The following is an 18,924-nucleotide window of genomic DNA, read 5'->3' on the forward strand; positions in this document are numbered from 1 at the left end:
GCGTTTTATAGCAGGCCAAACTGCTGCGCCAGCCGATCGAGAGCCTGCCTCTGGAACTGCGCAAACTCCGCCCGCGGCTGTTGTTGTTGAATAAATTCCCGCAGCGGATCCTGGACCTCGGTGCGGATGCCGCTCAGAGCCTCCATCACCGCCAGGCCGCAGAACGGCACGTAGGATTCGGCGTAGCCGCCTTCGTGCACCATCACCAGTTTCCCGCCGCACAGGCGATCCGCCGCCTGCTGGACCTGTTCAGTCATCGCCCGGAAGCTGTCGCTGTGCAGCTGCATGCGCGCCAGCGGATCCATGGCGTTGGCATCATAGCCGCAGGCGATGATAATCAGCTCCGGCTCAAAGCGCGCCAGCGCCGGAATAACGATGGTTTCCAGCGCATAGCGCCAGCTGTCATCCCCCGCGCCGGCCAGCAGCGGAATATTGATGTTGTAACCCTCCCCCGCCCCCACGCCGCGATCCTCCTCGCCAGAGTAGCCCGGCGGGAAGCAGCCGTCCTGATGCAAGGAGATAGTCAGCACGTCGTCGCGCTGCAGGTAGATGTGCTGGGTGCCGTTGCCGTGGTGAACGTCCCAGTCAATGATCGCCACCTTGCCGAGCCCGAGCAGCGCTTTCGCTCGCTCCACGGCAATGGGGATATTGGCAAGAAAACAGAAGCCCATCGACTGGTCCGGCAGGCAGTGGTGTCCGGGCGGACGCGACAGCGAATAGGCGTTATCCAGTTCCCCCTTCAGCACCGCTTCCACCGCCGCGCAGGCCAGCCCGGCGGAAAGACAGGCGATTTCATAACTGCCCGGCCCCAGCGGCGCCTCTTTGCCCAGCATGCCGCCGCCGTTATCGCTTATCGCCTTGAAGCGCTCCAGATAACTGTCGGGATGGATCCGCCGCAGGTCCGAAAGGCTCGCCGGCGCCGCGCTGCGCAGCGCCAGCTGCGGCGTCAGCCCGGAGACATCCATCAGGTTTTTCATCCGCCGTTTGGTCTCCGGCGATTCGGCATGACCGCCGCCGGCGGGTGGCTGTACCCACCCGCCCACCGGCAGCGTCACTGCGTGCAGCCCGGTACTGTGCCAGAAACAACGTTCATCAAAGAAGAAACCGGTTTTTCTTTTCACTCTATCCTCCCGTGGGCTAACCCTTCCCGGCGGCGGAAGCCGCCACAATTAAAATCAGTGACAGCAGCGCGCAGACACCTGCCGCCGCCAGCAGCGGGTCGGCGCTGGCGAAGTGTTGCAGTAAGGCCCCCGCGAGCGCCGGGCCGGCCGCCATGCCGCCGCCGATCACCAGATTGATGCTGTTCATCAGCCGACCGCTGTTATCGAGCCCGGCGACGCGGGCGAGAATAAAGGGCAGCACGAAGGTCCAGGTGAACTTAAACAGCAGCGCCGCGATGGCGTAGCGCGCCAGCAGCGGCTGGCCAACCAGCAGCCCGACGCTGACTATCAGCAGCCCATAGCCCAACCACACCGGTAAGCGATCGGCGCGCCGGGTGCCGCGCAGGGCCGCGCCGCCGGCGCCGATAATGCCGCAAACCGTCGCCGCCGCCAGCACCAGCCCCACCTGCGTCGGGCTCAGCCCCGCCGTGCTGCCGATGGTGCCGATAAAGGTCCACACTGCGCTGAGGCTGATATAGAAAGTGAGCACCGCCAGCACCGCCAGCGCCTGACGCCACAGCGCCGTCGACGGCTGCTGGCGGGAGGCAGAGAGCGGTTGAAAGCGCGGCGGGAAAGCGGACACCAGCGGCAGGCAGCAGAGCATGATGGCGGCGAGGATCAGATACACCACCTTCAGGCCAAAGGTCGCGAACAGGCCGGGCAGCGCCAGCAGGCCAAGCATCCCCAACAGCAGTTGCCCGAGCACCCAAAAGGCGTAGACCCGCGACGGGTTCGGCGTTCCCGCCGCGCAGCTGATGCACAGAATCATCAGCGTGCCGCCCGCCAGTGAGGCGATAAAGCGCGCCGCCAGCAGCGTCTCATACTGGGTGACCACCGCCGAGGCGAGGTTGGCGGTCAGAAACACCGCCCCGGCCATCAGGGCGACCCGCCGCCAGTCGAGGCGACTCATCCACCACCACGCCGGGAGCGTCGCCAGGCTCATCGCCCCCAGCTCCGCTGAGAACAGCCAGCCTACCTGCCCGGGTTTTAGCTGCCATTCGCTGGCCAGCTGCGCCGCCACCGCCGGCGCGGTCATCAGAATACCCGGCGCAATAGCGGCAAAAATCACAATCGCCGCCAGCAAACGCAGGGACACCACCAGCCCGGCGGGCCGGGAAAGCGCATTATCAGTGACAGGTGTACTCGACATCGTAGGGCGTGCTCCGGTCAAAAAAGCCTCCCCCCGGAGGATCCTCCAGGGAGTGATACCCACAGGCATCAGGAAAACGCCGTGTTGCCACGGCGCGCGCGGGATGTGAAAGTCAGATCACAGATGCAGCGTCCGCTGAGCAGCCGGCATCCAGGTTCGGGAAACCAGTTCGGTACGATTGACCACTTCGGTCTTGGCGAAGATATTGCGCAGGTGCGTTTTCACCGTCGAGAGCGAGATATCCAGCTGGCGGGCAATCAGCTTATTACTGGCCCCTTCGCGCACCATGCCGACGATTTCCCGCTCTTTGGCGGTCAGGATAGCGGGCAGGTCATCTTCTTCCTGCAGGCAGTCGCGGATCGCCAGCTCCACCAGCGGCAGCACCGCCTGGGCCCGATGACGCTCTTCGCTGGAGAAAGGCACGTCGCGCATCAGCGAGATACCAGCGATGATCCGCCGCTCGCGGCGGATAAAGATCTCGGTCATGTCACGCACGTTATTCGGCAACATAAATTCATGATAATAATGCCGGTTGCGATCGCAGAGCCGCGGCGTCATCGCCGCCACGGTGGTGTTCTGGTGGCTAAAGTGCGCCGGTAAATGCGGATCCAGCGGCTGGAAGTTTTCCAGATATTGTTGGTGCGTATTATCGGAAATATTATGCAATATATAGTTTTCGGGTTTTAACCGGTTATTTACTCGATAAAACACCGCTGAAGTCAGAGGAATTAACTGAGAAATAGTCTGTAAACAACGGGCTATTATCGCATCATTACGGCTGGCTTTTAACAAAGCAGACATGATAGGGCCTCCCCGTCGAGATGATGGTGCATGACACATGGATGACTACCGATAATTGAAGCATACATTTCACATTTAAGTAACACAATCATTAACATATTAACAATGTGATAGCCGTTACAAAATTTTCAGCAATGCATTGTTATATAAAGCATTTAAAAAACACACTCGCCATGCCTTACGATAGCGGCGTTAAAACATAAACAAAAAAGATTAATACCCGGCGTACCTGCCTCTGGTGATAAAAAACCCTATCCCGGACGCGTCTCTCTCATCCTTAAGAACGATGGATTTCTGTTTTTTTTCACTTATACCCTAACAGGATGCCATTAATTTTCGCCGCGGCTTAATCATGTGATTACGCCTGACCCGCTGTTGCCAAAATAATAGCAACAGCGCCGGTCATTAACCGAGGATAAGCCGATGCTGAATATCGCCGCCCTGCGCCAGCAGCAAATTCCGCTGGCCGCTGAGCCGCGCTCGCCGGTGCCGTTTCATATTCTGATGAAGCCGATTGGCCCCGCCTGCAATCTCGCCTGCCGCTACTGCTATTACCCCCAGGATGAAACGCCGGTCAACAAAATGGACGAGGCGCGGCTGGAGCAGTTTATCCGCCGCTACATCGCGGCCCAGCCCGTCGGCGCGCGGGAAATCAACTTTGTCTGGCAGGGCGGTGAGCCGCTGCTGGCCGGCCTGAGCTTTTACAAAAAAGCGCTCGCCCTGCAGGCGCGTTATGCCCCCGACGGCGTCACCATCAGCAACAGTCTGCAGACCAATGGCACGCTGATCAACGACGCCTGGTGCCGGCTGTTCCGCGAGCATCGCTTTATTATCGGCTTGAGCCTCGAAGGCAGCGAAGCGCTACAGGACCAGCATCGTCCGGATAAACGCGGCCGGGCCAGCTGGCCGGCGGCACTGCGCGGCATCGGCTTTCTCCACCAGCATCAGGTGGATTTTAACCTGCTGGTGGTGGTGCATAACGAGATGGCGGCCCACGCGGCGGCGATTTATGACCGGCTGGTCAGCCTCGGCGCGCGCTATCTACAGTTTCAGCCGCTGATGAGCGAAGGCGCAGCGTTGCGCGAGGGCTATCAGCTGAGTGCCGATAACTGGGGGCGTTTTATGGTCGGCATCTGGCGGCAGTGGCAGAAGCGCTGCGACAAGGGGCGGGTGTTCGTCATCAATATCGAGCAGGCGTGGGCGCAGTACTTCACTCACACCAGCGGCAGCTGCGTGCACAGCGCCCGCTGCGGCAGCAATCTGGTGATGGAGCCCGACGGAGAGCTCTACGCCTGCGACCATCTGATCAACGCCGAACATCGGCTGGGCCGCCTTGACGACATGACGCTGGCGCACGCGGTCGACGCCTCGGTGCAGCTGCCTTTCGGTCAGCAGAAAAGCCTGCGCCGCGAATGCCAGACCTGCGCGGTCAAAATGGTCTGCCAGGGCGGCTGCCCGGCGCATCTGAACGCCGCCGGCAACAACCGCCTCTGCGGCGGCTACTACCGCTTCTTTAGCGAAATTCTGGCGCCCGTGCGCCCCTTTTCCCGCGACCTTCAAGGGCTACAAGCCTGGCGGGCCGCGTTTGTCGGGGCCGCGCATCCGGCGTAGCCCATTGCTCTGAAAGTGATACCCGCAGAAACAGGAGAATCCGTTGTGAATAAAACAGCCATGGCCGCGGCGGCCAGTGTGATCCTCGCCGGTGGCGCGCACGCCGCCCAGCAAGAGCGTCCGAACGTCATCGTGATTATCGCCGATGATATGGGCTACTCTGACATCAGCCCCTTCGGCGGCGAAATCCCCACCCCCAACCTGCAGGCGATGGCCGAGCAGGGGATGCGCATGAGCCAGTATTACACCTCGCCGATGTCGGCCCCGGCGCGTTCGATGCTGCTCACCGGTAACAGCAACCAGCAGGCCGGGATGGGCGGTATGTGGTGGTACGACAGCACCATTGGCAAGGAGGGCTACGAGCTGCGGCTGACCGACCGCGTCACCACCATGGCCGAGCGTTTTAAAGACGCGGGCTATAACACCCTGATGGCCGGCAAGTGGCACCTCGGTTTTGTTCCCGGCGCCACGCCGAAGGACCGCGGCTTTAACCACGCCTTCGCCTTTATGGGCGGCGGCACCAGCCATTTTAACGACGCCGTCCCGCTCGGGACCGTTGAAGCCTTCCACACCTACTACACCCGCGACGGCGAGCGCGTCTCCCTACCGGATGATTTTTACTCCAGCGAAGCCTACGCCCGGCAGATGAACAGCTGGATTAAAGCGACGCCGAAGGAACAGCCGGTCTTCGCCTGGCTGGCCTTCACCGCCCCTCATGATCCCCTGCAGGCGCCGGACGAGTGGATTAAGCGCTTCAAAGGCCAGTATGAGCAGGGTTACGCCGAGGTCTATCGCCAGCGCATCGCCCGCCTGAAAGCGCTGGGAATTATCCATGACGATACCCCGCTGCCGCATCTGGAGCTGGATAAAGAGTGGGAGGCGCTAACGCCAGAGCAGCAGAAATATACGGCGAAAGTGATGCAGGTGTATGCGGCGATGATCGCCAATATGGACGCGCAAATCGGCACCCTGATGGAGACGCTGAAACAAACCGGGCGCGATAAAAATACCCTACTGGTCTTTTTAACCGATAACGGCGCCAACCCGGCGCAGGGTTTTTATTACGAATCTACCCCGGAATTCTGGAAGCAGTTCGATAACCGCTATGACAACATCGGCCGCAAAGGCTCGTTTGTCTCCTACGGCCCGCACTGGGCCAACGTCAGCAACGCTCCCTACGCCAACTACCATAAGACCACCAGCGCCCAGGGCGGGATTAACACCGATTTTATGATCGCCGGTCCCGGGATCACGCGCCACGGTCACATCGACGCCTCGACGATGGCGGTGTACGACGTAGCGCCGACCCTGTATGAATTCGCCGGTATCGATCCGAACAAATCGCTGGCGAAGAAGCCGGTGTTGCCGATGATCGGCGTCAGCTTTAAGCGCTATCTCACCGGCGAAGTACAGGCGCCGCCGCGCGGGAAATACGGCGTTGAGCTGCACCATCAGGCGGCGTGGGTCGATGGTGAATGGAAGCTGCGGCGGCTGGTGCCGCGGGGCCTCACCGCCGGTGACGCGCCGTGGCAGCTGTTTAATCTGCACGACGACCCGCTGGAGACCCATGACGTCGCGGCCCAACATCCCGATCGGGTCAAAGCGATGAGCGAGGCCTACGAGGCGTTCGCCAGACGCACCATGGTCACCAGGGCGCAGGGCAAGATGATCGATTACGTCGGTATTGACAGCAAAACTGGACGCTATCTGGCGGTCGATCCCGCCACCATGAAGCCGGTTCCGGCGCCGCAGGCGATCCCGGTGAGCGAGATCCATTAACCCCGCGGCTATCGTTCTTCCGGGCGATAGCCGGGAGCTGACGCGCTTTTTAAGGTAATCGGAAACCCCATTACAGGAGAGAGCGAATGGCGAGAGTCGTGGTGATCACCGGCGGCGGAACCGGAATTGGCGCCGCCTGCGCGCGGCTGATGCGCGCCGCGGGCGACCGCGTGTTTATTACCGGACGGCGCGAGGCGCCGCTGCAGGCTGTCGCCGATGAGACCGGCGCCACGGCGCTGATGGGCGATGCCGCCGACGGCGAGGTGTGGCGCCAGCGGCTGTTGCCGGCCATTCTCGACCAGAGCGGCGGTGTTGATGTCCTCATCTGCAGCGCCGGCGGGATGGGCAACAGCCCCGCCGCCGAGACCAGCGACCGCCAGTGGCGCGAGGCGCTGGACGGCAATCTCACCAGCGCCTTCGCCAGCGTTCGCGCCTGCCTGCCCTCGCTGATTACCCGCCGTGGCAACGTGCTGTTTGTCGCCTCCATCGCCTCGCTGGCCGCCGGTCCGCAGGCCTGCGGCTACGTCACCGCCAAACACGCCTTAATCGGCCTGATGCGCTCCGTCGCCCGCGATTACGGTCCCCAGGGGGTGCGCGCCAACGCCGTCTGCCCCGGCTGGGTCACCACGCCGATGGCGGATGAAGAGATGCTCCCGCTGATGCAGGCGGAAGGGCTATCGTTGACTGAGGCTTATCAGCGAGTCTGTCGCGACGTTCCGCTGCGCCGCCCCGCCAGCCCCGAGGAGATAGCCGAGGCTTGTCAGTTTCTCTGTTCGCCGCAGGCCGCCATCATCAGCGGCGCCACGCTGGTCGCCGACGGCGGCGCCAGTATCGTCGATGTTCCCACTCTGGCGTTTGCCTAACGCCCTACTCTGTTCAGGAGCCCCTATGACTTCAGAAGCCGTATTTATCCAGGTCGGCGCGCTGGCCGATGGTTTTGCGCCACACGGTAATTTACTCGCCACCGCCAGCCTGCCCGCAGGCGAGCGCTTTACCTTTTATGTCGCCGGAAGTGAGCCGCAGCAGCTGATCATCGAAGATGAGCAGACGCTAAGCTGGAACGGCAAGCGCGCCCCCTGGCGGGCGACCGCCCTGCGCCCGGATATTCTGTTTATCGACTTCCTTGACCCGGAGCGGGATAACGCCAGCGTCAGCGCGGTATGCAACCTGACGCAGCGCAACGCCACCCTGGTCTACGGCCAGCTGCCGGACGAAGCCGCCGCGCGGCTGGACGCTTTCAGCCGAGTGGAGCGAGGCCTGCCGCTGACCGCGGTAGAAACGCGCTTTGTCTTCGCCCGCCTGGATGCGCAGCCGGGGCCGCTGCCGGGCTTTACCGATGCGCTGGTCGGCATGCGCAATCAGTACACCTACAGCCCGACTGAGCGCTATGAGCACATCTATCTCAACGATAATTTTTACGCCTGGCAATGTCTGGACGGCGTGGAAAAGGGGCTGGCGGATGTCGATCGCTGCCACTATGTGCAGGTGGCTGAGGATCTCTATTTGTTCGTCTGGCGGGAGAAAATCATTCCCACGCTGGGGGTGATCCTGATCGATCTTCAGCAGATGCGCACCGACGGCAAGATCATGGGCTATCAGGGCAGCGACTTCGGCGCCCTCAGCAATTTCCCGGTCGGCGCCAGCGCGAAGATCCTCAACCTCACCCGCCATCAGGAATAAAGGGGCGCCGCCGGGCACGCTTTCAGGCCCCCTGCCCGTCATGTTGCCGGGTGGCGGCTGCGCCTTACCCGGCCTACGGGGTCCTCTCACAGGCTGATACATCGTAGGCCCGGCAAGCGCAGCGCCGCCGGGCGATGACAGCGGGTACGGAGCCGCTTTATGCCGGGTGGCGGCTGCGCCTGACCCGGCCTACAGGGTTCGTGCGACCTGTCCTTGATTTACCCACTTGCACGACTGAAACTGCCGGTGCTGACGGCCTCAAAATCGCTGAGACGTTCCCGGAAGGCCGGGGCAGCCCGCATGGATGCGGGCTGAGGGCCGTGTTTTGCAGGGACGCTGCCTCGGCCCGACCCGAAGCCTGCAGGGATAAGTCGAAGGGACCGCGCAGCGGCGATTTTGCTGGCCGGAGCCCGGGGGTACAGGGGGCGGCGGCGACTGGCCGCCCCCTGTGCGCTCCCTGCGCCATGAAAGACATAACGCAGAAGACATATCGGGAGCGCAATCTGTCCGGAAATCACATAGAAGTTGTAGCCCTGCCAGGCGCATTGCAAACAGGGAAATTGACGATTGTGCCGTTATTTCGCCGGGTGGCGGCTGCGCCTTACCCGGCCTACAGGTCCCTATCACAGGCTGATACATCGTAGGCCCGGCAAGCGCAGCGCCGCCGGGCGATGGCAGCGGGTACGGAGCCGCTTTATGCCGGGTGGCGGCTGCGCCTTACCCGGCCTACAGGTCCCTGTCACAAGCTGACACATCGTAGGCCCGGTAAGCGCTGCGCCACCGGGCGATGATAGCGGGTACGGAGCCGCTTTTATGACGGGTGGCGGCTGCGCCTTACCCGGCCTGCGGTCCGCGCCATTTGTCCACCCTCTCCCCGCCGGGAAGAGGGCGTGACTCAGGCGCTGGCGCTATCCAGCCGCGCCACCTGCTCCGCGCTCAGGCTCAGCGCCGCCGCGCGGGCAAAACTTTCCACCTGGGCCACGCTGGTGGCGCTGGCGATCGGCGCGGTCACCCCTTCGCGGCCGATCAGCCACGCGAGGGCCACTTCCGCCGGCTTCGCCCCCTGCTCATCCGCGACCGCCACCAGGGTATCGATAATCCGCATCCCGCGCGGATTCAGGTACTTACCAATCCCCCCTCCGCGCTGGCTCTGCGCCAGATCCGACGGCTGACGGTACTTACCGGTTAAGAATCCCGAGGCCAGGCTGTAGTAGGTCACCACCCCGATATCGCGGCTGACGCAGAGATCGCACAGCGCGCCTTCAAAGGCGGAGCGGTGATAGAGGTTATATTCCGGCTGCAGCACCTGCCAGGCAGGCAAGCCGCCCTTGCGCGCTACCTCCAGCGCCCCCGCCAGCTGCATTGCATCGAGGTTAGAGGCCCCCATCGCGCGAATTTTCCCCGCCTGTTGCAGGCTGTGGAAAGCCTCCAGCGTTTCCGCTACCGGGGTTTGCGGATCCGGCCAGTGGGAAAAATAGAGGTCGATATAGTCGGTATTGAGGCGGCGCAGGGAGTCGTCTACCGCCTGCTGGATCCAGGCTTTGCTGAGTCCCTTATGGCCGGGAAGGCCGAGATCGGAGCCGACTTTGGTGAAGATTTTGACCTTATCGCGCATGCCGGGACGCGCCTGCAGCCAGCGGCCAATAATGGTTTCGGATTCGCCGCCCTGGTTGCCCTCTGCCCAGCGGGAATAAACATCCGCCGTATCGATAGCGTCAAAGCCGTGGTCAACAAAAGCATCAAGAAGGGCAAAACTGGTTTTTTCATCAATGGTCCAGCCAAAGACGTTACCGCCAAACACTAACGGGGCGATGGAAAATCCGGTTTTGCCCAAGGGACGTGTCATCATGCCGAGTACTCCTTAGCTTATATTCTGCTTCCCTCAGGTAACCACAATGGTCAGGAGAGGAGGTCGATTGGATAATCAGAAAAGGAATCTTACGGCGGGCGATCCATGCCCGCGGGTACACTCAGACATTATGTCCCGGAATAAACATCAAAGCTAAAATATTTGCTGGCTAATTTTTTATAGGTGCCGTCGGCAAGGATCTTCGCAATCGCGCCGTTTATTTCCTGACGCAGCGCCTCATCGTCTTTACGTAAGCCGATAGCCGCCCCGGCGCCAAACAGCGTATCATCCTGCAGATGGCCGCCGACAAAGGCGAATTCCTTACCCTGCGGCTGCTGCAGGAAGCTGTAGTCGGCCATCATGCCGGAGAGTACCGCGCCGTCGATGCGCCCGGACTCCAGATCGCGCACCACGCTATCGGCCCCCTGGTAGGCCACAATGTTGATCCCCTGCGGACGCCAGTGCTGATTAACGTAAGTCTCCTGCGCCGAGCCCTGCTCGACGCCAATGGTTTTGCCCTTCAGCTGCTCCGGCGTATTGCCTTTCAGGGTATTTTTACGCGCCACGAGGAACACCGGCCCGTTATACAGCTTGTCGCTAAAGGCAATCTGCGCTTTACGCTTCTCGGTCATGTACATCCCGGAAAGGATGGCGTCGAATTTCCGCGCCTTCAGCGCCGGGATAATGCCGTCGAAATTGCTTTCCACCCACACGCATTTCGCCTGCAGCTGCTGGCAAATGGCGTTGCCTAAATCGATATCAAACCCCGCCAGCTTGCCCTGCGGATCCTTCCATTCAAACGGCGCGAAGGTCGGGTCGACGCCAAAGCGGATCGCCTTTCCCCCTTCGGCCAGCGCCGACGTCGACGCCATTAACGCCAGCCATAGCAGTAGTGATTTTTTCATTCCAGTTCTTCTCCAGAGGTTAACGGCAGTGCTTTTCCACCAGACGGGCGAACAGCGTCGCGCCGGTGGTGATAATGTCATCGTTGAAGTCGTAGCCGGGGTTATGCACCATGCAGCCGCCTTTCTCCCCCTTCTCGCCGTTGCCCAGCAGGAAGTAGCAGCCCGGACGTTCGCGCAGCATAAAAGCGAAATCCTCACTGGCGTTCATCGGCGAGACCGACTCCAGCACCCCTTCGCGGCCAAACACCTCCAGAGCCAGCGCTCGGGCGAAGTCAGTCTCTTCAGGGCTGTTGGTTAATACCGGGTAGGAGTCGTAAACCTCCACCGCGCTGCTGGCGCCATAGCTTTTAGCGGTAAATTCGCTGAGCTCGTGAATACGTTTGATCAGCAGGTCGCGGATTTCCGGCTTCATCGCCCGCACGCTGAGCTCCATCACCGCGCTCTCCGGAATGACGTTGGAGGCGATACCGGCCTGGAAGGTGCCGACGCTGACCACCGCCGTTTCGCCCGGCGGCACGTTGCGCGCCACGATGCTCTGCAGGGCCATCACCAGCGCCGCGCCGGCGACGATCGGGTCGACGGTGCGCTCCGGATGGGCGCCGTGGCCGCCGTAGCCGGTAAGGGTGATTTTGACGGTATCCGCCGAGGCCATAAAGTTGCCGGCGTAGAAGCCCAGCTTGCCCACCGGCAACCCCGGCATGTTGTGCAGACCGAAAATGCGTTCGCAGGGGAACTGCTCAAACAGGCCGTCTTTAATCATTAAATCGGCGCCGCCGATAGCCTCTTCCGCCGGCTGAAAAATCAGATGCACCGTGCCATTGAACTGACAGGCCGGCGAGGCGATGTATTTCGCCGCCGCCAGCAGAATGGTGGTATGGCCGTCATGACCGCAGGCGTGCATTTTCCCCGACACCGTACTGGCCCAGGGTAAACCGGTGGTTTCCTCGATCGGCAGTGCGTCCATATCGGCGCGCAGGCCGATGGTGCGCAGCGAATCGCCTTTGCTCAGGCTGCCGACCACCCCGGTCTTGCCGAGGCCGCGCGTCACCTGATAGCCCCACTCGGTCAGCTTGCTGGCGACCAGTTCGCTGGTATTAAACTCTTCCAGACTTAATTCCGGATTGGCATGTAAATAATGACGCAGAGAAATCATTTCCGCTTCCGTCGCTTTAATTTCTGGAATTACATAATCACTCATGCCGCTCTCCGGGAAATATCGTAAGGACTTAACACGGTATCGTGGTGAAAACTTTATGCAAGCAGGATTTCTAATATCGGAAATGACGGCATCTTATTTAATAATGCGTTCGCGGCAGTGTAAAAAGCATTCGAAACGGTGAAATTTAAAAATAAATGTTTATTTTATGGAGGATTAACCGTTATTTACCCTACTATTTCCGGCCGTATTCAGATTTAAATAAAAAGACTTCTATGAGATTACAGACGCTTTTCCTCGTCGCCATGACCGCGCTGGCGGGCTGCAGCGCGCAGGGGGATACCGCCAGCCAGCAGCGGGCCAGTATTCAGAAGATGCGCAACGAAACCCTCAATAAACTTTACACCGTGCAGCCCGAGGCCCGCAGCGATATTCAGCATGCGAAGGGTTATGCGGTCTTCGCCAACAACAGCAGCAAGATCCTGCTGTTCGGATTTGGCAGCGGCTACGGCGTGGTGCGGGATAAGGCCACCGGGAAGGACACCTATATGAAAATGGCCCAGGGCGGCGCCGGCCTGGGGATGGGGATTAAACAGCAACGCACGGTGCTGGTTTTCCATGATAAAGCGGCCCTGGAGACCTTTATCCGCCAGGGATATATGGTCGGCGCCGATGCGAACGCCGCGGCGAAATATGATGACAAAGGCATCGCGCCGATCGCCGCCTCCGCGAACGGCGTAGCGAAGGACACCTCCTCGCTGCCGTCAAAAGTGAACGTCTATGAAATCACCGACAAGGGGCTGGCCGCCCAGGCGATGGTCAATGGCTATAAATACTGGCCGGATGACGAACTGAACCCGTAGCCCCGGCGGTGATCCATCGCCGAGTCAGGTGTTCCCTGCCCGGCGTTGGGAGACGTGCATTTAGTGGCCGAGGGCGCCGCTCACCAGAATCGAGGTGATGATCCCGGTCGCCGCGGCGATCAGCACATAGTTACCGTCGATATAGGACCAGTGATGGCCCTCCGGCGGGGGCGGCAGGCCGCGGTCGCTCCAGTCACGGACGCGATACTCATCGCCACGGAACGGCGCCGGAGCCGGGTGGCCTTTGCGGAAATCGTTACCGCGCCAGGCGAAATGGTCCTGCTCATGCCGTGCCTGATCGCGCTTGTCATGCCCGTCACGATCCGGGCCACGCTGGTCATGGTCACCCTGACGATGCGCGTCAGGTCCGCCCTGCGGCGCATGCCCATGATGATCCGAACCGTTCTGCCACACCGTTGGCTGCCCCGGACGATGGCCGTCGTTTGGGCCATCGGCAAAGGCCTGGACGCTCAGCACAGTGGATAATATTACCGCCAGAGAAATCATCTTTTTCATCGTACACCTCCTGATTGAAGTTCTTTGTAACGGGAAAATGTGAAGAAAGAGTGAGTATCCGCTTAACCAGGACGATTCCTGGCATCTGGGGTTTCTGCTGTCGGGGAAGGCATTATGGGGGAGTACGAGCAATAAAAAAGGCCGCTCTCGCGACCTTTATTCAGACTGATATCAGGACTTACTCAGTCACTTTATTTTTTAACTCTTCAGCGCCGGTTTTGGTTTTATCCCAGCCCTTTTCTGCGCCGGATTTGGTGGCGTTCCAGCCTTTTTCGCTGACCTCTTTGGTCTTATCCCAACCTTTCTCAGTCCCTTCTTTGGTCTTGTTCCAGGTCTTCTGCGCGCCTTCGCTCACCTGGCTGCCGACGCTATCCTGTTTGCCTTCGGCCGCATGTTTCGCCTTCAGCTGCTGCTCTTCACCTTCGTGCTGGGCCTGATGCAGCTTCTCTTTGGCGGTGTTGGCGTTGGCATTGGCCGCCGCGACGGTATCATCTGTTGCATGTGTTGTCGCAGCAAAAACCGGAGCCGCAACCAGAATAGCCGATAACGCAATCATTGCTTTTTTCATAATATCCTCTCTCACGTGTCGTGTTATGAGTCGTATTCAGGATGGCACAACGAACCGGGGATGACATTAGGAATTAGCCTGAAAAACGTCTTCGACCTGCAACCATGGCAGAAAATGCTGCCGCTGCGCACCCTGTCGGCGTTGGCATAATTTCCATCATGTTTGTTACATTTCGTGAAATTTGCGCTTGATATACTTGCCGTTGACGTTTACTCGAGAATAATTCTCAGAATCATTATATTTATAAATTGGCAAACGGAACTCATTTTATGGCAAGAAAATCAGTAAGATCGCTGTTGCTTACTGCGCTGATCGCGACTCCCTTCCTCAGCTATGCGACCCAATATCCTCTGACGGTTACCGACCTTGACGGCCGGCAGGTCACCCTGGCTAAAGAGCCGCAGCGTATTATTTTGCAGGATGGCCGCGACATTATGACCCTCGCCCTGCTGGACCGGGACAATCCGTTTAAGCGGCTGGTGGCATGGAATAATCTGGCGAAAAAGCAGGACGTTGCCACCTGGCAGATGCTGAAAACGACGTGGCCGCAGTCGGCCACGATCCTTGACATGGGCTTCAGCGACAAGGGGAATGTCGATCTTGAAAGCGTCATCGCCCGCCAGCCGGATCTGATGATCGCCCAGCTGCGCGCCAGGCCAGCGCTGATGGAGAGCGGCGTCATCGACAAGCTCAGCGCCCTGCACGTTCCGGTGCTGTTTGTCGACTATGAGATCGACCCGGCGAAAGATACCGCTCCCAGCATCGACCTGCTGGGCAAAGTCCTCAACCGCGAGAGCCAGGCCAAAGCCTTTACCGATTACTATCGTCAGCAGCTGCAGTCGATTCGCCAGAAAACCGCGACCATCACGCCGAAGGCCAACGTCTTCGTGGAAGCGCTGGCCGGCAACAGCGACGCCTGCTGCTTTACTCACGGCCACAGCGGCTGGGGCGGGCTGGTGGAGGCGGTCGGGGCGAACAATATCGGTTCGCAGCTGCTGCCGGGCGCCTCCGGGTTCGTCTCGCTGGAGAAAATCATCAGCATGAAGCCCGACGCCTGGATAATGACCGGCTCGAAGCGCGGAAACAGCCAGGTGCTGCCCCTCGGCTATGAGGTTAAGCCGGAGGCGGTGAAAGCCCAGGCGCAGACGCTGCTGGCGCGACCGGGGGTCAGCCAGATCCCGGCGGTGCAGGAAAAGCGGGCCTATGGCGTCTATCACCACTTCTATAACCATCCGTGGAATATTGTCGGCATGGAATATCTGGCGAAAGATATCTATCCGCAGGCCTTCCGCGATCTCAACCCCGATGAGACTTACCATTATATCGTGCGTCACTTCACCGACCTGCCGGACCAGCCGTTCGTCTTTTCCTGGCAGCAGAGCGAGTAATCCGGCATGCGTTTAACCTCCGACTCCGTGCTCGACGAGCTGCCCGCCGGGACTTCTGGCGTGATGGATCATTATCGCCATATCGTGCGTCGCCGCCTGCTGCTGTTGCTGCTGCTGGCGCTGTTGATTGTCGCTTCACTGCTGTTCGATTTTATGCTCGGCCCTTCCGGACTGCCGCTGCAGAGCCTGTGGCAGACGTTAACCGATCCGGCCAGCGCCGATCCGGGCATTCGCGCCATCGTCTGGGATATCCGCCTACCCTATGCGGTGATGGCGATTATCGTCGGTCTGGCGCTGGGACTGGCTGGTGCCGAAATGCAGACCATCCTCAATAACCCGCTGGCCAGCCCGTTTACCCTGGGCGTCTCCTCGGCTGCGGCGTTTGGCGCCGCGCTGGCGATTGTGCTGGGTATTGGTCTGCCCGGTATTCCCGGCCAGTGGTTTATCTCGGCCAACGCCTTTATCTTCGCCCTGCTGGCGGCCCTGCTGCTGGATGGCATTACCCGCTGGACCCAGGTGGCTACCTCCGGCGTCATTCTGTTCGGCATCGCGCTGGTCTTTACCTTTAACGCCCTGGTCTCGATGCTGCAGTTCATCGCCAATGAAGACACTCTGCAGGGGCTGGTGTTCTGGACCATGGGCAGCATCGACCGCGCCTCCTGGAGCAAAGTCGCCATCCTGCTGGTCGCCCTGGCGCTGGTGATGCCCCTGTCGCTGCGCAGCGCGTGGGCGCTGACCGCCCTAAGGCTGGGCGAGGACCGGGCCATCAGCTTTGGCATTAACGTTCGCCGTCTGCGCCTGAGCACGCTGCTGCGGATCAGCATTCTGTCGGCGCTTTCGGTGGCCTTTGTCGGGCCAATCGGCTTTATCGGCCTGGTGGCGCCGCATATTGCGCGGATGCTCTTCGGCGAAGATCATCGCTTTTACCTGCCCGCCAGCGCGCTGATCGGCGCCCTGGTGCTCTCCCTGGCCTCCATCGCCTCGAAGAACCTGATACCGGGGGCCATTATTCCGGTGGGGATCGTCACTTCCCTGGTAGGGGTCCCGTTCTTTTTGAGCATTATTTTACGTCACCGGGGGCAAGTATGAGCGACCAGACGTTATCCGGGCTGTCGCTGTCTCACTTCAGCGCTGGCTACCCCAGACGCAAGGTGATCGAGAACCTGACGGTTCCCCATCTGCCGCGGGGGAAAATCACTGCGCTGCTGGGGCCAAACGGCAGCGGTAAATCGACGTTAATGCGAGCGATGGCGGGGCTGGGCCCCTGCCGCGGCGAGCTGCGCCTGGAGGGAGAAAATCTGCTGACGCAGCCGTTCTCACGTCGCGCAGAACAGGTGGTCTATCTTCCGCAGACGCTGCCCGCCGGCGTGCATCTGCATGTGCTGGAGTCGATTATCGTGGCCCAGCGCGCCGCCGGGGGTCGCCACAGCGCCCAGCAGCAGGAAGAGGTGATGGCGTTGCTGCGACAGCTGGGAATTGCCCACCTGGCGATGAGCTACCTCGATCAGCTCTCCGGCGGGCAAAAACAGTTGGTGGGTCTCGCCCAGTCGCTGATTCGCCAGCCGCGCCTGCTACTACTCGATGAACCGCTCAGCGCGCTTGACCTCAACTACCAGTTTCACGTGATGGATCTGGTGCGCCGGGAGACCCGGCGGCGCAACATCGTGACTCTGGTGGTGGTGCACGACATCAATATTGCCCTGCGTCACGCCGACCACGTGCTGATGCTCAAAGCGGGCCAGCTGCTTGGCGACGGCACCCCGGCCACGGTCATCACCCCTGAGACCCTGGCGGCCGTCTATGGCGTGCGCGGCCGTATTGAACCCTGTTCGCAGGGGGTGCGGCAGGTGATTATTGACGGGCTGGTGGACCGCGAGGCCTGACCGCGGCGCGGGGATGGTTGGTCCTCCCCGCGCCCGCCGGCTTAGTGATCGAGATAGATGTAGTTTTCCCAGCTCTTCATGCGGATCAGGATCTTCCTGATCAGCGACAGCTCTTTCAGGTGATCTGAGTAGACCGCCGCCTCGAGGGTAACACCCTGCGGCAGGGCGTATTCGGCAAAACGTGGATCGGTCACCTTTAGTACCACCAGCGCCCGGCCATGGGTATTGAGCGCGTCCGTAGTCAGCAGTTTGCCCTGGCCCTGAAACTGACTCTCGCCAATCGCCGGCAGCACATCGGCCACTTCCCCGCGGAAGACGGTGCCCGGGATGGCCGGAAACATCAGCTCCGCGGGCTCGCCTTTGTACAGACGCTGCAGGGCGTTCTGGCGAAATGCCGCGACATACTCCCGCGAGGCGTCGCCCTCCACCGGCACAAAGGTCATCAGCGGCAGCATTCCCAGCGCGGTGGACATGGTACCAGGGCGTAAGCCGACGGTGCTGACATAGCCGTCTTCCGGGGCGCGGACGACGGTGTTATCCAGCTGAAACTGCGCCTTCTGCAGCTGCGCCAGCAGGGAGGCCACGGTGGTATTTTTGCCCTTCACCACCGAGTCCAGCGCGTTACGCGCCTGAACCACTTTCGCCTGAGCCGCGCTGACGCTGGCTTCATCGGCTTTCCACGTCTGCAGACGGGTATCGACCATTTGATCGGAGAAGGCGCCCTGGGCATGCCCCTCCCGAAAGCGGGCATACTCCCGCCGCGACTGGTCGCGCTGAGCCACCGCTCTGCTCAGCTCGGCCTCCGCCTGGCTTAACGCGGCGTTGAGGGAGAGCGCATCCTGGCTGGCCGCTTTAATCTGCGCCTGCAGATCGTCCACCTTTGCCTGGAACGGCGTCGGGTCGAGAGTAAACAGCACATCGCCCTTATGCAGCCTCTGGTTAGGCCTCACCGGTACGCTCTGCACCCGACCGCGCACCTGCGACACAATCGGTACGGTGCGAAACACCTGATTGCCGACGTCGGTATAGGGGAAGTTGTAATTCATCCCGAAAATCACCGCGCCAATCAGGGCGATACCGCCGAGCACCGCCGTCGGCACGGTCCACTTATTGAGCGGGATGCGGAAGACTTTAAACACCACGATGCATAGCGCGGCGTAGGTCAGCAACATTAACGTTTCCATTATTTTGCCTCCTTCGCTTTCAGAAGGTCCACTTCGCGCTGCACCTGCTCCAGCCGCTGGACCACCGTTTCCAGACGCTGATGCAGCACCTGCTGGTCGTCGGCGATGCGGCGCATCCCCCATCCGCGATCTTCGCGCCACAGCGTCGCCCAGATCCACAACAAGGGCCACAGGGCATGCAGGGTAAATAAGCTGACCCAGCCGGCATAATGAATCGCATCCTGATGAGGATGGCGCCGCTCTTTGGCGATTTCATAAGGAATATCGTGAATAACAATCACGCCATAAAAAAGTATTAAGGCCACGGCGATCAGAATCGCCAGCGCCACATAGTCCAGGGTCATAAAATAACTCCAGAGTGCAAGGTTAAATAAATAAAACGGCCAGATTCAGGCGTAGCAGGGCCGGGAGAAAACGCGCGCTTAGCGCTT

The 18,924-nt window shown here is 60.6% G+C and carries 18 protein-coding genes; 8 read left to right on the forward strand and 10 right to left on the reverse strand.

The window, feature by feature from the left end:
* Positions 1 to 5: 5 nt before the first annotated feature.
* From ABLU73_RS06840 to ABLU73_RS06850, 3 genes are all read right to left on the reverse strand, one after another.
* The gene (locus tag ABLU73_RS06840) at positions 6 to 1,121 is read right to left on the reverse strand and encodes a class II histone deacetylase (RefSeq protein WP_048323248.1); all 1,116 of its coding nucleotides are present in this window, start codon (positions 1,119 to 1,121) and stop codon (positions 6 to 8) included.
* 16 nt (positions 1,122 to 1,137) lie between these two features.
* Positions 1,138 to 2,310 (reverse strand): MFS transporter, encoded by a 1,173-nt coding sequence (locus ABLU73_RS06845; protein WP_023319895.1) that lies wholly within the window; start codon positions 2,308 to 2,310, stop codon positions 1,138 to 1,140.
* Positions 2,311 to 2,427: 117 nt separating this feature from the next.
* The gene (locus tag ABLU73_RS06850; protein WP_004202446.1) at positions 2,428 to 3,111 is read right to left on the reverse strand and encodes a helix-turn-helix transcriptional regulator; all 684 of its coding nucleotides are present in this window, start codon (positions 3,109 to 3,111) and stop codon (positions 2,428 to 2,430) included.
* Between the two features lie 423 nt (positions 3,112 to 3,534).
* Here ABLU73_RS06850 and ABLU73_RS06855 point away from each other — a divergent pair, with 423 nt between their 5' ends.
* The 4 genes from ABLU73_RS06855 (at position 3,535) to ABLU73_RS06870 (ending at position 8,181) form a co-directional block, all read left to right on the forward strand.
* Positions 3,535 to 4,722, forward strand: coding sequence for an anaerobic sulfatase maturase (locus ABLU73_RS06855; RefSeq protein ID WP_017900833.1), 1,188 nt, complete (start codon positions 3,535 to 3,537; stop codon positions 4,720 to 4,722).
* Positions 4,723 to 4,767: 45 nt separating this feature from the next.
* Entirely contained in the window at positions 4,768 to 6,501 is a 1,734-nt protein-coding gene (locus ABLU73_RS06860) for an arylsulfatase (protein WP_094334197.1), read from the forward strand.
* An 86-nt stretch (positions 6,502 to 6,587) separates the two neighbouring features.
* A complete protein-coding gene (locus tag ABLU73_RS06865; RefSeq protein ID WP_004202438.1) occupies positions 6,588 to 7,364 on the forward strand; it encodes an SDR family oxidoreductase in 777 nt (258 codons plus the stop codon).
* A gap of 25 nt (positions 7,365 to 7,389) precedes the next feature.
* Entirely contained in the window at positions 7,390 to 8,181 is a 792-nt protein-coding gene (locus ABLU73_RS06870; RefSeq protein ID WP_017901098.1) for a MoaF C-terminal domain-containing protein, read from the forward strand.
* An 895-nt stretch (positions 8,182 to 9,076) separates the two neighbouring features.
* Here the strand turns inward: ABLU73_RS06870 and ABLU73_RS06875 are convergent.
* The 3 genes from ABLU73_RS06875 to ABLU73_RS06885 all read right to left on the reverse strand — a co-directional run bounded on the left by ABLU73_RS06875 (position 9,077) and on the right by ABLU73_RS06885 (position 12,133).
* The gene (locus tag ABLU73_RS06875; protein ID WP_008805510.1) at positions 9,077 to 10,030 is read right to left on the reverse strand and encodes an aldo/keto reductase; all 954 of its coding nucleotides are present in this window, start codon (positions 10,028 to 10,030) and stop codon (positions 9,077 to 9,079) included.
* Positions 10,031 to 10,158: 128 nt separating this feature from the next.
* On the reverse strand, positions 10,159 to 10,935 hold the full coding sequence (locus ABLU73_RS06880) for an ABC transporter substrate-binding protein (RefSeq protein WP_004202434.1): 777 nt from the start codon (positions 10,933 to 10,935) through the stop codon (positions 10,159 to 10,161).
* A 19-nt stretch (positions 10,936 to 10,954) separates the two neighbouring features.
* Positions 10,955 to 12,133, reverse strand: a complete 1,179-nt coding sequence (locus ABLU73_RS06885) for a M20 aminoacylase family protein (protein ID WP_264923960.1) — start codon at positions 12,131 to 12,133, stop codon at positions 10,955 to 10,957.
* A 233-nt stretch (positions 12,134 to 12,366) separates the two neighbouring features.
* Here ABLU73_RS06885 and ABLU73_RS06890 point away from each other — a divergent pair, with 233 nt between their 5' ends.
* Positions 12,367 to 12,954, forward strand: coding sequence for a YSC84-related protein (locus ABLU73_RS06890; protein ID WP_048294343.1), 588 nt, complete (start codon positions 12,367 to 12,369; stop codon positions 12,952 to 12,954).
* Between the two features lie 60 nt (positions 12,955 to 13,014).
* On the opposite strand, the gene ABLU73_RS06895 is transcribed toward ABLU73_RS06890, so the two are convergent.
* Positions 13,015 to 13,470 (reverse strand): RcnB family protein, encoded by a 456-nt coding sequence (locus tag ABLU73_RS06895; protein ID WP_048294342.1) that lies wholly within the window; start codon positions 13,468 to 13,470, stop codon positions 13,015 to 13,017.
* Between the two features lie 178 nt (positions 13,471 to 13,648).
* Positions 13,649 to 14,038, reverse strand: a complete 390-nt coding sequence (locus ABLU73_RS06900; RefSeq protein WP_002892699.1) for a hypothetical protein — start codon at positions 14,036 to 14,038, stop codon at positions 13,649 to 13,651.
* A gap of 269 nt (positions 14,039 to 14,307) precedes the next feature.
* Here ABLU73_RS06900 and ABLU73_RS06905 point away from each other — a divergent pair, with 269 nt between their 5' ends.
* From ABLU73_RS06905 to ABLU73_RS06915, 3 genes are read left to right on the forward strand one after another with little or no spacing between them, the layout of a single operon-like run.
* Positions 14,308 to 15,426 (forward strand): ABC transporter substrate-binding protein, encoded by a 1,119-nt coding sequence (locus ABLU73_RS06905; RefSeq protein WP_032455661.1) that lies wholly within the window; start codon positions 14,308 to 14,310, stop codon positions 15,424 to 15,426.
* A gap of 60 nt (positions 15,427 to 15,486) precedes the next feature.
* On the forward strand, positions 15,487 to 16,515 hold the full coding sequence (locus tag ABLU73_RS06910; protein WP_074194124.1) for an iron ABC transporter permease: 1,029 nt from the start codon (positions 15,487 to 15,489) through the stop codon (positions 16,513 to 16,515).
* Positions 16,512 to 17,309 carry an ABC transporter ATP-binding protein gene (locus tag ABLU73_RS06915; protein WP_017898796.1) on the forward strand — a complete coding sequence of 266 codons (798 nt, stop codon included), beginning with the start codon at positions 16,512 to 16,514 and terminating at the stop codon, positions 17,307 to 17,309. Before ABLU73_RS06910 ends, ABLU73_RS06915 begins: the two co-directional genes overlap by 4 nt.
* A gap of 41 nt (positions 17,310 to 17,350) precedes the next feature.
* Here ABLU73_RS06915 and ABLU73_RS06920 read toward each other — a convergent pair whose 3' ends face one another.
* Both ABLU73_RS06920 and ABLU73_RS06925 read right to left on the reverse strand, forming a co-directional pair.
* The gene (locus ABLU73_RS06920; RefSeq protein ID WP_180241722.1) at positions 17,351 to 18,493 is read right to left on the reverse strand and encodes an HlyD family secretion protein; all 1,143 of its coding nucleotides are present in this window, start codon (positions 18,491 to 18,493) and stop codon (positions 17,351 to 17,353) included.
* Positions 18,493 to 18,837, reverse strand: a complete 345-nt coding sequence (locus ABLU73_RS06925; RefSeq protein ID WP_004202413.1) for a DUF3302 domain-containing protein — start codon at positions 18,835 to 18,837, stop codon at positions 18,493 to 18,495. The genes ABLU73_RS06920 and ABLU73_RS06925 overlap by 1 nt, the downstream gene beginning before the upstream one ends.
* Positions 18,838 to 18,924 lie beyond the last annotated feature (87 nt).

This window comes from Klebsiella sp. GG_Kp175 (assembly GCF_040062325.1).
GTDB classification, from domain to species: Bacteria; Pseudomonadota; Gammaproteobacteria; order Enterobacterales; family Enterobacteriaceae; genus Klebsiella; species Klebsiella quasipneumoniae.